This window comes from Ruegeria sp. CG1, assembly GCF_056537265.1.
Genome location: NZ_JBQFRF010000005.1, coordinates 351662 through 365280 on the forward strand (window position 1 = coordinate 351662; position 13619 = coordinate 365280).

Sequence of the window (13619 nt, forward strand, 5' to 3'; positions counted from 1 at the left end):
CCAGCGACAATCAGTCTTTGCGGCGGAAGGTCAGGTAATGGGGTGTACGGCCTTCGCGCAGCGCCTTCTGTTCGTAGCGCGTGGAAATCCAGTCATCCCACGGCTCACGCCAGTCGGCGGGACGCTCGGCCAACCATTCGAAGCCTGCCCGCGGCACCTCTTCCAGCGTTTGGCGCACATAGTCAGGGATGTCTGTGGCAACGCGAAAGATTGAGCCTGGCTTCAACGCGCGCGCCAAAGGCTCCAGATGTTCAGGTGTGACAAACCGACGGCGGTGATGCCGTGTTTTGGGCCATGGATCGGGATAGAGCAGAAAAGCGCGCGATATGCTGGCTTCAGGCAAAACGTCGAACAAGTCTCGCGCGTCCCCGGGATGTACGGCAAGGTTTTCAACACCGGCCTGACGGATTTTACCCAACAGCATCGCAACACCATTGATATAGGGTTCGGCTCCGATGATGCCGATATCCGGGTTTTGCTGAGCCTGATGCACCAGATGCTCGCCGCCGCCAAAGCCGACCTCAAGCCAGACAGGCTTGCCTCTGAATAGACCGTCGAGATCGAGCGGATCGCGCTCAGGATTACCGTCCCAATCCACCGTACCGGGGGACAAGGCAGCAAGATCTTCCGACAGATAAGTCTTTTGACTGGGCTTCAGGGTTTTGCCCTTAAAGCGGCCATAAAAATTTCTGCGCGGGCGTTGTGGGGTCTCTGTACTCATGGCGCAGCCCTTACTGCGGGGCTGAAATTGTTGCAAGTGGTCGCCGACTTGCAAAAAAACGCGCCGAAACCGGCGCGTTTTTCTAATTGTTGATCAGACCGCCTGTTTCAGCGCGTCCACCAGATCGGTGCGCTCCCAGCTAAATCCGCCGTCCGCATCGGGTTCACGACCAAAGTGGCCATAAGCAGCGGTCCTCTGATAAATCGGCTTGTTGAGTTGCAGATGTTGGCGAATTCCGCGCGGAGTCAGGTCCATCACCTGCCCAACTGCTTTTTCGATCACTGCATCGGCAATCTGGCCAGTTCCATGCGTGTCGGCATAGATCGAGAGGGGCTTTGACACCCCAATCGCATAGCTCAACTGAATGGTGCAGCGCTCTGCCATCCCTGCAGCAACGACATTCTTGGCCAGATAACGCGCTGCATAAGCCGCCGAGCGGTCCACCTTGGTTGGGTCTTTGCCCGAGAATGCGCCACCACCGTGAGGTGCTGCACCGCCATAAGTGTCGACGATGATCTTGCGACCGGTCAGACCCGCATCACCATCCGGACCGCCGATGACGAACTTGCCGGTGGGATTCACGTGCCATTCGGTTTCGGCGGTCAGCCAGCCGTCAGGGAGGGTTTCACGGATATAGGGCTCGACAATGGCGCGAATATCACCCGAGGTCAGCGCCTCATCCATGTGCTGCGTCGACAGCACGATTGAGCTGACACCGACTGGCGTGCCGTCGCGATAGATAACAGACAACTGTGATTTTGCATCCGGGCCAAGGGCGGGTTCACTGCCATTTTTGCGAACTTCAGCGAGACGGCGAAGGATAGCATGCGAGTATTGGATCGGCGCAGGCATAAGCGCTGGCGTCTCGGTCGTGGCATAGCCGAACATGATGCCCTGATCGCCTGCACCTTCGTCTTTGTTATCGGCAGCATCCACGCCTTGCGCGATATGGGCCGACTGCTCGTGCAACAGGTTCGTCACTTCGACGGTTTCGTGGTGAAACTTGTCCTGCTCGTAGCCGATATCTTTGATACATGCCCGCGCGATATCGTCGATATGCGCCATATAATCATGCAGCTTGTCCTGATCCGACAGACCCACTTCACCGCCGATTACCACGCGATCCGTGGTGGCAAAAGTTTCGCAGGCAACGCGGGCCTCGGGTTCTTCGCGCAGGAATGCGTCTAGTACTGCATCGGAAATACGATCGCAGACCTTATCCGGGTGTCCTTCGGAAACGGACTCCGAAGTAAAAGTATAATTCTGTCGGGACATGAATGTGCTCCATTAAGTTTACCCCACCACGTCAGGAAGCCGTTGTGACAGGCGTGCGACCGAATACGCTTAGCGTTTGACAGGGTCAATCGGAATTTGGTCGTTTACGCGCCGGGCGTGCCGACATAGCAGCGCAAATAGCACCAACAAAGCTAAAAGTACCGGACTGTCTCCAATTCGAGAATAAACGGTCGGGGCATGAGGACGCGGCAATTCGGCGTCGATAAACCCCGCTTGCCCAAGCGCCAGCGCCTCGGTGATCCGCCCCAATGGGTCAATCATTGCCGAAACTCCGGTATTGGCCGAGCGCAACATCGGCAGGCCTTGTTCGATTGCACGCATCTGCGCCTGGGCGAGGTGCTGATACGGGCCGGAACGCGTTCCGAACCAAGCGTCGTTTGTAATCTGCAAAAGAAAATCCGCACGATCCGGCGCGGATAAAATATCCTGCGTGAATACCGCCTCGTAGCAGATCAGCGGCAGCGCCTTGCCAAGCACGCCTACATCCATCAATGCGGCACCTGGCCCCGCGCTAAAGCCATTCCCTGTGGTTGCGGCCATCCCGTAGATACCGAAACGTGCCATCACTTCACCAAATGGCACGTATTCCCCAAAGGGCACCAGGTGATGTTTATCGTATAGCCCGTCTTGCTGACCCTCCTCATTTAGATAGATCATCGAGTTATAGATCTGCTGCCCATCGGCACGCTGAATGCCCAGGACTACCGGGGCGCCCTGTGCCGCTTCGCCAATTGCTGAAAGATAGGGCTGCGCGCTGCCCAACCATGCCGGGACCGAGGTTTCCGGCCAGACGATTAGGTCCGGGCGGGGCTCGGCCGCTGTGAATTCAAGTTGGCGTGCAAAAAACACTGACGCATATGCAGGATCCCATTTCTGGTCCTGGGGTGCATTGGGTTGAATCAGCCGCACGATATGACCAGAGGGCATGACTGGAGGTCGGTTCGCTGCATAGATCAAAGCCAATACCGCACAGCCTGCGGTCAACGCGATCGGTACAACGATGCCGCTTCGGGTCCGATCACTGAACAAGGCTGCGCCCAATGGCACAGTGGCGAACAGTGTCAGCGTCCCCAAACCATAGGGGCCGACAAGCGACAGGATCTGGGCAAATGGCGTATCCACCCAAATCTGCGCGATGCCAGCCCAAGGGAACCCGGTCAGAATGTAGCCGCGCGCAAACTCGACCAGTGCCAGCGTCACAGACAGCAAAGCCGCCTGCAAGACGGGTGCTCCACCGATGCGTTTCGTAACTCCAAAGGCCAACGCCCAGAACAGGGCTAACCCGCCGGATAAAAAGATCAGCGCAAAAGGGGCCATCCACGCATGGCGTTGGGCATCAACCAGAAACGGCTCGATAATCCAGCTTAACGCGTGTGCGAAATAGCCCGTTGCGAAGACCCAACCCAGCAAAGCCGCCCGGCGAATTGTCTCAGCGCTCAGAAACAACGGCGCTATTAGCACCAGCGACAGCACGGTTACCGGCCAATACCCTAATGGAGCAAGACCACAGGCCGCTGCAACACCCAACAGCGCCGCCAGCACCAACCGCAGCCAAAAGGGCCACCCATCGGCAGGGTTCATGCAACAATATCCGGCAGCATGACACGCAGCCGTTTTATCCGGCGCGGGTCTGCATCAATGACCTCGAACTCGGGCCCTTCGGGGTGGCATACAACCTCACCACGCGCCGGGACCCGCCCCGAGAGCATGAAGACCAGACCGCCCAAAGTGTCGATCTCTTCTTCATCTACATCTTCGTGGCTGGTCAGTGAGCGGCCAATCTCGGCCTCGAATTCTTCAAGCGGCACGCGCGCCTGCACGACGTAGCAGCCGGGTTTCTCTTGTATCCATAGCTGATCTTCGTCGGCATCATGTTCGTCGGCGATCTCACCCACAACCTGTTCAATCAGGTCCTCGATGGTCAGCAAACCATCGACCCCACCGTATTCATCGATCACCAAAGCCATATGGCGACGCTCGGTCTGCATCTTGGTCAACAACACGCCAATTGGCATCGATGGCGGCACGAACAGCAAAGTCCGCAGCATCGACTTCAGATCAAAATCGGACGAGTTGCCGTTAAAGCCATGGGTCAGCGCGAAGTCCCTGAGATGCACAAACCCCAGTGGCGTATCCAGCGTGCCATCGTAAACCGGGATGCGAGACAAGCCGCTGTCGCGGAAAATCTGCACAAGCTCGTCTTTTGGGGTTGTCGAGGGGACCGAGACGATCTCGGCTGTCGGGATCGCAACATCTTCGACCCGCATTCTGCGCAGGTTGATCATGCCCCTTGGCTGAGCGCTGACGACCTCGGCCCCGTTTAGCTGGCTGGTCTCTTCGCCCTGAGAAGAAAATGCGTCGATGAGTCGAGAAAAAAGCCCGCCTCTTTCGTCGCTGTCATTGTTGCTGTTCTGAGAATGCGCGCCATGCGCCGCCCTAGAACTGCCGTCTGTTTCGCCCATTATCCTGTTCCAAATGATCGGGCAAAGGTGCCCATGTCATACATTATATGGGTCATCTATACCCAGTTTGCCAAGTATCTCGACCTCGACCCTTTCCATCAAAGTGGCGTCGAGGTCACGAATGTGATCATACCCCAGCAAATGTAGTGTACCGTGAACGATCAGATGCGTCACGTGATCGTCGGTGCTTTTGCCGGCTTCAGCTGCTTCGCGCGCGCAGGTGTCATAAGAGATCGCAATGTCGCCCAGCACGATTTCGCCAGTAAAGTCAGGTTGCGGAGCCGGCGGAGTGTCTCCCGCCCGATCCGGGGCCAGTTCTTCGGCAGGCCAGCTGAGGACGTTGGTCGGCGTGGATTTTTCACGAAATTCAGCATTCAATTCAGCGATCCGTGCATCATCGCAGCCCAGCAAGCTGATTTCGCATTGATCCGCCTCAAGATCGCAATACTCCAGAACAGCAGCAATTGCGCGCGTGGCCAAAGGCTCCAGCCCGCGCCAGCGATCATCCTCAAGCGTGATTTCCAGATTCATACCTTTGGCTCCGAGCCCAGCTTCAATCGGCGCCTTGAAAGTTATCCGGTTTCGCGCCCCGCATCGGCCTCATACGCCTCGATAATGGCGGCGACAAGCGGATGGCGGACGACATCTTTCGAGGTGAAATAGTTGAAGCTGATATTCGGGATCGTTTTCAGCAACCGTTCGGCATCCTTGAGACCCGACTGCACACCGCGCGGCAGATCAACCTGAGACCGGTCGCCGGTGATAACCATCCGGCTACCTTCACCAAGCCGAGTCAGGAACATCTTCATCTGCATCGTTGTGGCATTCTGCGCTTCGTCCAGCACCACAAATGCATTTGCCAGCGTACGACCGCGCATGAAGGCAAGCGGAGCAATCTCGATCCGCTTTTCTTCGATCAGCTTGGCAAGTTGTTTTCCGGGCAGGAAATCATTCAGCGCGTCATAAAGCGGCTGCATGTAGGGATCGACCTTATCCTTCATGTCACCGGGCAGGTAACCGAGCTTTTCACCGGCCTCGACCGCCGGACGGCTGAGAATGATGCGGTCAACGTGCCCGCCAATGAACATGGACACCCCGACCGCAACGGCCAGATAGGTTTTGCCGGTGCCCGCGGGACCAATGCCAAAGGCCAGTTCGTTGTTGAACAGCGACTGTACATAGGCCTTCTGGGCGTCGGTGCGCGGTTCGACCAGTTTTTTGCGTGTCTTGATCTCGACCGTGCCACCCTTGAACATCTCAAGCTGGTCACCATCGCGCGTGCCAGTTCCGACCTCGGAATTGCCCATGCGCAACTCGCGGTCGACATCTGCGGCTTCCACATCACGCCCACCTTCGAGCCGTGTATAGAGGGCCTGTAGAACCTCAATCGCCTGCTTTTGCGAATCCTCGTCGCCCAGCACGACAAGCTGATTGCCGCGTCGCACAATCTGCACCGAGAGCTTCTGTTCGATATCGGTCAGGTTGCGGTCATATTCACCGCATAAATCGATCAATAATCTGTTGTCGGGGAATTCAACAAGCGCCTCACGCTGGGGCATGTCATCTTGCGGTGGGGTCAGGGCACCGATGGCCAATCCGTTCTCCTGTCTTGGCGTTTCATCTTGAGCGTAGACAAACTGTAGAGGTAGACGCAAGCGGCAGTTTCAAAATTTGCACACCGCATGACAAATGCGCCGATGAACGCTGAAACAGCCATCTATGAACGCCAATCGCACGGGTATCAGAATGTATAATTCAACCCGATCCGTAGTCCGCGATAGCTTGGCGTCGATTTGGTCGAGAATGACGGACCCAGTTCGACCGTTTTTGATTCGAACTGCAGATACTCGATCTCGCCGGTGATCGACCAATTTTCGTTCAGTTTGTGTTCAGCGCCCAAGCTGGCCGAGAAACCTTGTCGGCGGTCCTCGCTCTCAAATCGGCTGGTCCCGCTCGCATCAGTTAGTGAGCCTGACGTGGTGATATCGCCGCGGACATAACCCACAGTCACGAAATATAGGACACTGCCGCTGCGGTTCGTCAGCCCGTTCCGTAAGCGGATGGACAATACATCCGAGATCGCGGATCTGCCGCTGACCTCTGCCCCACCGGATCGGGACGAGGTGATGTCATCGAGCGTGCCAAAGTCATAGCCGACTTCCAGCCCATACACATAGTCGCGCCCACCTCTGGCTGGCAGAATGCCGCGCCAGCCACCGCGAAAACCTGCGAAATTTCCGCTTGGCTTAAGGTCGCCCGCAGCAAACGTGTCTCCGTCGTTCACGCGCAGGCCAAACTCGTCCGAACCGCCCGAGGCATGTCCGGCGCTGACCCCCAGATAGAACGCATTGACGTCGCGCGCGAAACGCTGAGACGAGATTACGTCGGGCTCAGTGACTTCCCCGACGACATCGCCGGCCAAAGTCGGGGCAGCGCAAGATAGAAACACGACAGTCGCCGACAAAACACGGGAAAGGTTTACACTCGGAAAACGTATCCAGCTCACTACTCGTACCCTCCGCAAAGGCGGGCCGTCAGGCGGGGTCGGTGCGTTTGTCGACACCCAAAATTCGGCCCAGAAAAATCTAGCCTTCCTCGGAACATAGTTCCAAGCCATAAATCAAGGGTTAAATTTCAAGGCGAAAACCCTTTGCGGGCCAGCCACAAGGGATCAGACCAACTCACCACCCAGCGAGTTCGCGCCAGACGATTTTATCCTTACCTTACGTAAGTCGCCGCTCGCGATATCAGCGTCCGCGACGTGAACCGCATGCAGATACTCGGATTTTCCAACCATCTGGCCCGGTTGCCGCCCAGGCTTTTCAAACAGGACATTAACTGTCTTTCCGACCATCGAGTCCTGAATCTCGCGCTGGTGGCGCGTGATCAACCCTTGCAAGCGCTGCAGGCGTGCATCCGCCACTTCGGCCTCGACCTGTGGCCGTTCTGCTGCAGGTGTGCCGGGTCGCGTCGAGTATTTGAAGGAATAGGCGTAGCCGTATTTGACCTCTTCGACCAAATCCAGAGTAGCCTGAAAATCCTCTTCCGTTTCTTCCGGAAAGCCCACGATGAAATCGCCGGACATCAGAATATCGGGGCGCGCTTCTCGGATACGCTCGATCAATCGCAGATAGCTTTCAGCCGTATGGCTGCGGTTCATCCGCTTTAGAATTTTGTCCGACCCCGACTGCACCGGCAAATGCAGATATGGCATCAACTTCTCACAGGTGCCATGCGCTTCGATCAGCGCATCATCCATGTCGTTCGGGTGCGAGGTGGTAAAGCGTATGCGCTCTAGCCCGTCGACCTTGTTCAATTCCCAGATCAGACCGGCAAGGGTCATGTCTCCGTCCGGTCCAGCCCCGTGATAGGCATTTACGTTCTGCCCCAGCAGCGTGATCTCACGCACACCGCGTTCAACCAGATCGCGGGCCTCACGCAGGATGCGATCTGCCGGGCGGCTGACCTCGGCCCCGCGTGTATAGGGCACAACGCAGAAGGCACAGAACTTGTCACACCCCTCCTGCACGGTCAGAAATGCCGTCGGTCCGCGCTTGGCCTTGGGGCGGTTCTTGAGCTTTTCGAATTTGTCTTCTTCGGGGAACTCGGTATCCAGCGCCTTTTCACCCGCGCGCGTCTTCGCCTCCATCTCGGGCAGGCGATGATAGCTTTGCGGCCCCACCACCAGATCGACAAGCGGCTGGCGGCGGATGATTTCCTCGCCTTCGGCCTGAGCGACGCAACCTGCGACACCGATTTTAAGGTCCGGCTTTTCCGCCTTGAGGCCCTTGAAACGGCCCAGTTCGGAATAGACTTTCTCAGCTGCCTTTTCTCGAATGTGGCAGGTATTTAGCAGGATCATATCCGCATCATCGGGCGATTTGGTCTCGACATAGCCCTGTCCGCCCAGCGCTTCGGCCATGCGTTCGCTGTCATAGACGTTCATCTGACAGCCATAGGTCTTGATAAACAGCTTTTTCGGTTCAGACATGGGTTGGCCTTTGCAGTCGCTGGGTCGGCGTCGTCTATACGTATCGAACGCCGCTTGCAATGCTGGCGCAATTACCCGAATTTGGCGAGAATTTCCAGCAAGGCGGCAACGAAACCAACGATGCAGTACGAATCCCTTGATCACCTTCTGAAATCCGATCGGTCGATCCTGAGCAAGGGACCCGTGGCACTGATATTTGCCGAAGATAATGTCGAGCTAGAAGGGACGCTGCACCATCATTTGAAGCTGGGGTTCAAATCCGTGATCACATTCCTGCCCCAAGAATTCACGCTGGATGAAGCGCTGGAGGAAAGGGTTCATCGAGTGACGATGACCTGCGCGCCCAGAACCGTCGTATTTGAGGCCGTCAATCGGATCATTCAGGCGGCTCAGGGTGCATGGGTATACTACTGCTACAACTCTGAATATCTGTTCTACCCTTTCTGCGAGACCCGCTCGGTCGGAGAGTTACTGGCCTTCCATTCTGAAGAACGGCGCCAGGCCATGCTGACCCATGTGATCGATCTGTATGCGAATGATCTGACGGCCTATCCAAACGGAGTGGCCCCCAATCACGCAATGCTGGACAAGACCGGATACTACGCCCACACGCGGCATGACGCATCTGGCAAGCCGCTAGAGCGGCAACTGGATATGTCCGGTGGTCTGCGCTGGCGGTTCGAAGATCATATCCCGTATGAACGACGCCGGATCGATCGGATTTCGCTGTTCAAAGCAAAACCCGATCTGAGACTTCTGCCTGATCACACTTTCAATGAGCCGGAATATAACACCTACGCCTGCCCGTGGCACAACAACCTGACCGCGGCGATCTGTTCGTTCCGGGCGGCCAAAGCATTGAAGACGAACGCCGGATCGACGTTCGATATCTCCAACTTCTGCTGGAACCATTCAACTCCGTTCGAGTGGGATTCGCGCCAATTGCTGGATCTGGGCCTGATCGAATCGGGCCAGTGGTTCTAGGTTCTAACGCTGTAGCAGAACTGGGAACCAGTCCTCACGCAGCCTTTGCCCAGGCACCATTTCATGTCCCGGAAATGGCGGCGAAGTCCGGCCTGGACGCTCGACATAACGTGCATCATCACCAACCAATCGCAGCGAAAATGCCCTGCGTCGGCTATCGGAAGTATTGCCTCGGGCCCCGTGTAGCGTGCGATAGTTGAAGGCCACTGCATCACCGGGCTCCATTTCAAATTCTACAATCTTCATCCTTTCGGCATCTGGGTCCGGAATCGGCATGTACTGGCCCTCGTCAGGGAAGAAACCTTCTTCCGAGACCCAGCGGGTAGGTAGCACTTCTTTTTCCCAGCGGTGCGAACCGGCAACGCAGCGCAAGGTCGCTTGTTTCACCGGATCCAACGGTGACCAGAAGCTGATATTCTGTTGACCATCCACAAAATAGTATGGCCCATCCTGATGCCACGGCGTTGCCATCGAGGTTCCGGGTTCCTTCACCAGAACATGGTCATGGAACATCTGCACAGATTGCGACTGCATGAGGTCGGCCGCTACTTCAGCAGCAGGAGATTTTTCGATCACTTCACGAAACTGCGGGATACGGGACCAGTTGCAATAGTCGTCAAAAAAACGGCCGGTTTCGCCATCTTTCCTGTTCTCCGAAGCATAAGGACCCGGCTCGGCCATATTCGCGGCAACCCCGGCCCGTAGGGTTTCAATATGATCGGCGAACAGGCCTTTAACCAACACAACGCCGTCCGTCTGGAAGTTGTCGATCATGGCCTGAGAAACAAGAGAGTGAGTCATTGCGGTCTCCTTAGATTTGTCGCCCGATCTGCGCATGAATAAGACATCTGTTCAAATCATATCTTTCAATTTAGGTATTAACTCTATGTTATACCTCACTCTGCGCCAATACGAATATGTTTGCGCCATCGGTCGGCATGGCAGCCTGTCTGCTGCGGCACAACGCCTAAATGTCTCGCAACCTGCCTTGTCCAATGCGCTGACCCGGGTCGAATCACGTTTGGGATATCCACTGTTTGCCCGAAGACGGGGTGCCGCGATGGCGCTGACCCCGCAGGGCCGCAAATTCATCGAAGAGGCCGAGGCCTTGTTGAAGCGAGCTGCGCTTTTGGAACAGTCAAAGCAGCCGATAACCGGCGAACGCCGATTGCGCCTGGGATGCTTTGTCGATCTGGCACCCTTTCTTCTGGCCCAATCTCTGCACCGCCTGCAAGAAGCTTTGCCCGACGTCGCCCTGACACACGGGGTTGAGACGTTCGAAGGCCTGATTTCCGGCTTGATCGATGGCAGATACGATTTTGCACTCACCTATGACCTCGGCATGGATGCCGGTTTTTCCTGCAAGAAGTTGTTCGACAGCACCCCACACGCACTGCTTTCACCTGATCATACACTGGCGGCGGCCAATCAGCTCACCCTGACCGAGCTAGCGTCATATCCACTGATTCTGTCTAAAGAGGGTTTGTCTGCACAGCATGTACTCGCGCTTTTCAGACGCAAAGGTTTGAACCCCACAATCTCGCACCGAGCGGAATCATTGGAGCTTTCGCGCAGTCTGGCCGCTCATGGGGAAGGCATCGGGATAAGCTATACCAGCCCTAAAAACGGCTTCAGTTATGATCAGGTCCGCGTGATAAGCCTGCCGATCACCGATCCAGATGCAACCGAATCTGTTGTATTGGCACGGCATGGCACGGGGCCGACTGATCCGCTGATCACGCAGGCTGAGCATGCGTTGGTTACGTTGTTATTTAAGGATTAGAGGTTACTTCTTCCGCAGGCGGATCACCACATCGACCGATGCGATTTCGACGCCTTCAGGAGCTTCCGGCAATTGTTGGATTACCAATTGATCGGATGGTGCATCGCTCAGACGGCTTTCGTCTTCCCAATAGAAATGCGGATGGTCATGCGTGTTGGTGTCGAAATAGCTTTTGGACCCGTCAACAGTGATCTCTTGAAGCACCCCGGCATCGCAAAACGCCCGCAATGTGTTGTATACGGTCGCCAGCGAAACCGCGTCACCTTTGGCTTTTGCGGATTCAAACAGGCTTTCCGCTGTCACATGACGATGCAGACCGTCGCCCACAAGCAATTCGGCCAAAGCAACCCTTTGGCGCGTGGGGCGCAAACCTGCGTCAACCAACCAATTTGCAGCGATCTCACGGCTCTGAGGTGTCATGAATCCGATACCTGTGTTTTGCTGCCCTTAATATAAGTGCGCCCTGCCTGCAATTTCAAATGAAATTCATTCGCAAAGAATATTGTAGTCACAACAAGATATGGAGTGCTGGTCTTGCAGGACCTTGCATACGGGTGATAGACGAGGCCAGATGTAATAAACGGACCCAGGCAGGAGAGGCGGCAGAATGGCCCAATTCCCGAGCAGTTTTGACAAGGACGATCTGCTGAAATGCGCCCGCGGCGAACTATTTGGCCCTGGCAACGCGCAGTTGCCGGCTCCGCCGATGTTGATGATGGATCGCATTACCGAGATTTCCGGCGACGGTGGAGCGCATGGCAAGGGTCATGTGCTGGCCGAATTCGATATCACACCTGAGCTTTGGTTCTTTGACTGCCATTTCCCTGGCAATCCGATCATGCCCGGCTGTCTGGGCCTGGACGGTTTGTGGCAACTGACCGGCTTCAACCTCGGCTGGCGCGGCTGGCAAGGACGTGGCATGGCCGTTGGCGTCGGAGAGGTCAAGTTGACCGGCATGGTGCGCCCGGACCGGAAGATGCTGACCTATAAGATTGATTTCAAAAAGGCGATCCAGACGCGCCGCCTGACCATGGGTGTGGCAGATGGCATCGTCGAAGCCGATGGCGAATTGATATACGACGTCAAGGATATGAAGGTCGTTCTGTCAGACGCCTGAGCCTGACCGGCCGCAATAAGGAGTACGCACATGCGTCGAGTAGTCGTCACCGGTCTGGGGGTTGTGTCCTCGATCGGGAACAATGCCGAAGAGGTGCTCGCCTCGCTCAAAGCAGGCAAATCCGGCATCGTAGCAAGCGAACAGATGGTCGAGCACGGCTTTCGCAGCCAGATCGCCGGTTCGCTGAAAATCGATGTGGCCGATCACGTGGACAAGCGGACCCTGCGGTTCATGGGTCCGGGTGCTGCCTATGCCCATATCGCGATGAATCAGGCCATCGCGGACGCCGGGCTGACCGAAGATCAGGTTGTCAATCCGCGCACAGGTCTGGTGGCAGGTTCGGGTGGACCATCGACCAGCGCGATGTTGACTGCGCACCAAACCGTGCTGAAAACCGGCGCAACCAAACGGATCGGCCCGTTTGCAGTGCCAAAGTGCATGTGTTCGACGATTTCTGCGAACTTGGCGACCGCGTTCAAAATCAAAGGTATCAACTACTCGATCACCTCGGCCTGCTCGACCTCGCTGCACTGCATCGGCAATGCGGCTGAACAGATCATGCTGGGAAAGCAGGATGTGATGTTCGCAGGTGGAGGAGAAGAGCTGGACTGGACCCTGTCCTGCCTGTTCGACGCGATGGGTGCGATGTCGTCCAAGTACAACGACACACCTGATAAAGCCTCGCGCGCATTCGATCAGAACCGCGACGGATTTGTGATTTCCGGCGGTGGCGGCATCGTGGTTCTGGAAGACCTCGAGCATGCGCTGGCGCGCGGTGCGAAAATCTATGCCGAAGTAACCGGCTATGCCGCGACATCTGATGGGCACGACATGGTGGCACCATCCGGCGAAGGCGGCGAGCGCGCGATGCGTCTGGCGCTGTCGACCGTGCCCGAAGGCCGCAAGGTCGGCTATATCAATGCCCACGGCACCTCGACCCCAGTGGGCGACGTCGGAGAAGTCGAAGCCGTACGCCGTATCTTTGGTGAAGGCAGTGTGCCTCCGATTTCATCGACAAAATCGATGACCGGTCACGCGCAAGGCGCAGCGGGGGCGCTTGAGGCGATCTTCTGCCTGCTCATGCTGGAACATGATTTCATTACTCCGTCGATCAATGTCGACACACTTGCCGACGGCATCCTGCCCGGTGAAATTGCAACTCAAGTGGTTGAAAACGCAGGCTTGGACAGCGTGATGACCAATAGCTTCGGCTTTGGCGGCACCAACGGATCCATGGTTCTGTCGAAGTATAACGGGTGAACAAG

The 13619-nt window shown here is 56.5% G+C and carries 14 protein-coding genes and 1 riboswitch; of the genes, 4 read left to right on the forward strand and 10 right to left on the reverse strand.

What is annotated here, in order from left to right; translation table 11 throughout:
• Nucleotides 1–10 precede the first annotated feature (10 nt).
• The 8 genes from trmB to miaB form a co-directional block, all read right to left on the reverse strand.
• Complete coding sequence (gene trmB / locus ACR0AU_RS16575; RefSeq protein ID WP_480795968.1) at nucleotides 11–721, reverse strand: tRNA (guanosine(46)-N7)-methyltransferase TrmB; 711 nt, start codon at nucleotides 719–721, stop codon at nucleotides 11–13.
• 93 nt (nucleotides 722–814) lie between these two features.
• The gene (gene metK / locus ACR0AU_RS16580; protein ID WP_170511314.1) at nucleotides 815–1996 is read right to left on the reverse strand and encodes a methionine adenosyltransferase; all 1182 of its coding nucleotides are present in this window, start codon (nucleotides 1994–1996) and stop codon (nucleotides 815–817) included.
• A 5-nt stretch (nucleotides 1997–2001) separates the two neighbouring features.
• Nucleotides 2002–2050, reverse strand: a riboswitch (SAM-SAH riboswitch).
• A gap of 15 nt (nucleotides 2051–2065) precedes the next feature.
• Entirely contained in the window at nucleotides 2066–3598 is a 1533-nt protein-coding gene (gene lnt, locus ACR0AU_RS16585; protein WP_170733295.1) for an apolipoprotein N-acyltransferase, read from the reverse strand.
• Nucleotides 3595–4479 carry a hemolysin family protein gene (locus ACR0AU_RS16590; protein WP_170733296.1) on the reverse strand — a complete coding sequence of 295 codons (885 nt, stop codon included), beginning with the start codon at nucleotides 4477–4479 and terminating at the stop codon, nucleotides 3595–3597. Before ACR0AU_RS16590 ends, lnt begins: the two co-directional genes overlap by 4 nt.
• Before the next feature lie 36 nt (nucleotides 4480–4515).
• Nucleotides 4516–5010, reverse strand: coding sequence for an rRNA maturation RNase YbeY (gene ybeY / locus ACR0AU_RS16595; RefSeq protein ID WP_170404552.1), 495 nt, complete (start codon nucleotides 5008–5010; stop codon nucleotides 4516–4518).
• A gap of 41 nt (nucleotides 5011–5051) precedes the next feature.
• The gene (locus tag ACR0AU_RS16600; protein ID WP_170404555.1) at nucleotides 5052–6074 is read right to left on the reverse strand and encodes a PhoH family protein; all 1023 of its coding nucleotides are present in this window, start codon (nucleotides 6072–6074) and stop codon (nucleotides 5052–5054) included.
• A gap of 146 nt (nucleotides 6075–6220) precedes the next feature.
• On the reverse strand, nucleotides 6221–6985 hold the full coding sequence (locus ACR0AU_RS16605) for an outer membrane protein (RefSeq protein WP_170511305.1): 765 nt from the start codon (nucleotides 6983–6985) through the stop codon (nucleotides 6221–6223).
• Between the two features lie 165 nt (nucleotides 6986–7150).
• Nucleotides 7151–8470 (reverse strand): tRNA (N6-isopentenyl adenosine(37)-C2)-methylthiotransferase MiaB, encoded by a 1320-nt coding sequence (gene miaB, locus ACR0AU_RS16610; RefSeq protein ID WP_170647436.1) that lies wholly within the window; start codon nucleotides 8468–8470, stop codon nucleotides 7151–7153.
• A gap of 120 nt (nucleotides 8471–8590) precedes the next feature.
• Between miaB and ACR0AU_RS16615 the strand changes: the two genes are divergently transcribed.
• Nucleotides 8591–9454, forward strand: a complete 864-nt coding sequence (locus tag ACR0AU_RS16615) for a hypothetical protein (RefSeq protein ID WP_170733297.1) — start codon at nucleotides 8591–8593, stop codon at nucleotides 9452–9454.
• A gap of 3 nt (nucleotides 9455–9457) precedes the next feature.
• On the opposite strand, the gene ACR0AU_RS16620 is transcribed toward ACR0AU_RS16615, so the two are convergent.
• The gene (locus ACR0AU_RS16620) at nucleotides 9458–10255 is read right to left on the reverse strand and encodes a phytanoyl-CoA dioxygenase family protein (protein ID WP_170733298.1); all 798 of its coding nucleotides are present in this window, start codon (nucleotides 10253–10255) and stop codon (nucleotides 9458–9460) included.
• 85 nt (nucleotides 10256–10340) lie between these two features.
• Here ACR0AU_RS16620 and ACR0AU_RS16625 point away from each other — a divergent pair, with 85 nt between their 5' ends.
• Nucleotides 10341–11237, forward strand: coding sequence for a LysR family transcriptional regulator (locus ACR0AU_RS16625; protein ID WP_170733299.1), 897 nt, complete (start codon nucleotides 10341–10343; stop codon nucleotides 11235–11237).
• A 3-nt stretch (nucleotides 11238–11240) separates the two neighbouring features.
• On the opposite strand, the gene irrA is transcribed toward ACR0AU_RS16625, so the two are convergent.
• Nucleotides 11241–11657: an iron response transcriptional regulator IrrA gene (irrA, locus tag ACR0AU_RS16630; protein ID WP_170397577.1), complete on the reverse strand. Its 417-nt coding sequence runs from the start codon at nucleotides 11655–11657 to the stop codon at nucleotides 11241–11243.
• A gap of 187 nt (nucleotides 11658–11844) precedes the next feature.
• Here irrA and fabA point away from each other — a divergent pair, with 187 nt between their 5' ends.
• Together fabA and fabB are read left to right on the forward strand one after the other, a co-directional pair.
• Complete coding sequence (gene fabA / locus ACR0AU_RS16635; RefSeq protein WP_170397581.1) at nucleotides 11845–12354, forward strand: bifunctional 3-hydroxydecanoyl-ACP dehydratase/trans-2-decenoyl-ACP isomerase; 510 nt, start codon at nucleotides 11845–11847, stop codon at nucleotides 12352–12354.
• Nucleotides 12355–12384: 30 nt separating this feature from the next.
• The gene (gene fabB / locus ACR0AU_RS16640; protein ID WP_170397584.1) at nucleotides 12385–13614 is read left to right on the forward strand and encodes a beta-ketoacyl-ACP synthase I; all 1230 of its coding nucleotides are present in this window, start codon (nucleotides 12385–12387) and stop codon (nucleotides 13612–13614) included.
• Nucleotides 13615–13619 lie beyond the last annotated feature (5 nt).

Bases quoted from the DNA above. Each gene is read 5' to 3' on its own strand.
- trmB (WP_480795968.1), bottom strand. From the start codon at position 721: ATGAGTACAGAGACCCCACAACGCCCGCGCAGAAATTTTTATGGCCGC.
- metK (WP_170511314.1), bottom strand. From the start codon at position 1,996: ATGTCCCGACAGAATTATACTTTTACTTCGGAGTCCGTTTCCGAAGGA.
- lnt (WP_170733295.1), bottom strand. From the start codon at position 3,598: ATGAACCCTGCCGATGGGTGGCCCTTTTGGCTGCGGTTGGTGCTGGCG.
- ACR0AU_RS16590 (WP_170733296.1), bottom strand. From the start codon at position 4,479: ATGGGCGAAACAGACGGCAGTTCTAGGGCGGCGCATGGCGCGCATTCT.
- ybeY (WP_170404552.1), bottom strand. From the start codon at position 5,010: ATGAATCTGGAAATCACGCTTGAGGATGATCGCTGGCGCGGGCTGGAG.
- miaB (WP_170647436.1), bottom strand. From the start codon at position 8,470: ATGTCTGAACCGAAAAAGCTGTTTATCAAGACCTATGGCTGTCAGATG.
- ACR0AU_RS16615 (WP_170733297.1), top strand. From the start codon at position 8,591: ATGCAGTACGAATCCCTTGATCACCTTCTGAAATCCGATCGGTCGATC.
- ACR0AU_RS16620 (WP_170733298.1), bottom strand. From the start codon at position 10,255: ATGACTCACTCTCTTGTTTCTCAGGCCATGATCGACAACTTCCAGACG.
- ACR0AU_RS16625 (WP_170733299.1), top strand. From the start codon at position 10,341: ATGTTATACCTCACTCTGCGCCAATACGAATATGTTTGCGCCATCGGT.
- irrA (WP_170397577.1), bottom strand. From the start codon at position 11,657: ATGACACCTCAGAGCCGTGAGATCGCTGCAAATTGGTTGGTTGACGCA.
- fabA (WP_170397581.1), top strand. From the start codon at position 11,845: ATGGCCCAATTCCCGAGCAGTTTTGACAAGGACGATCTGCTGAAATGC.
- fabB (WP_170397584.1), top strand. From the start codon at position 12,385: ATGCGTCGAGTAGTCGTCACCGGTCTGGGGGTTGTGTCCTCGATCGGG.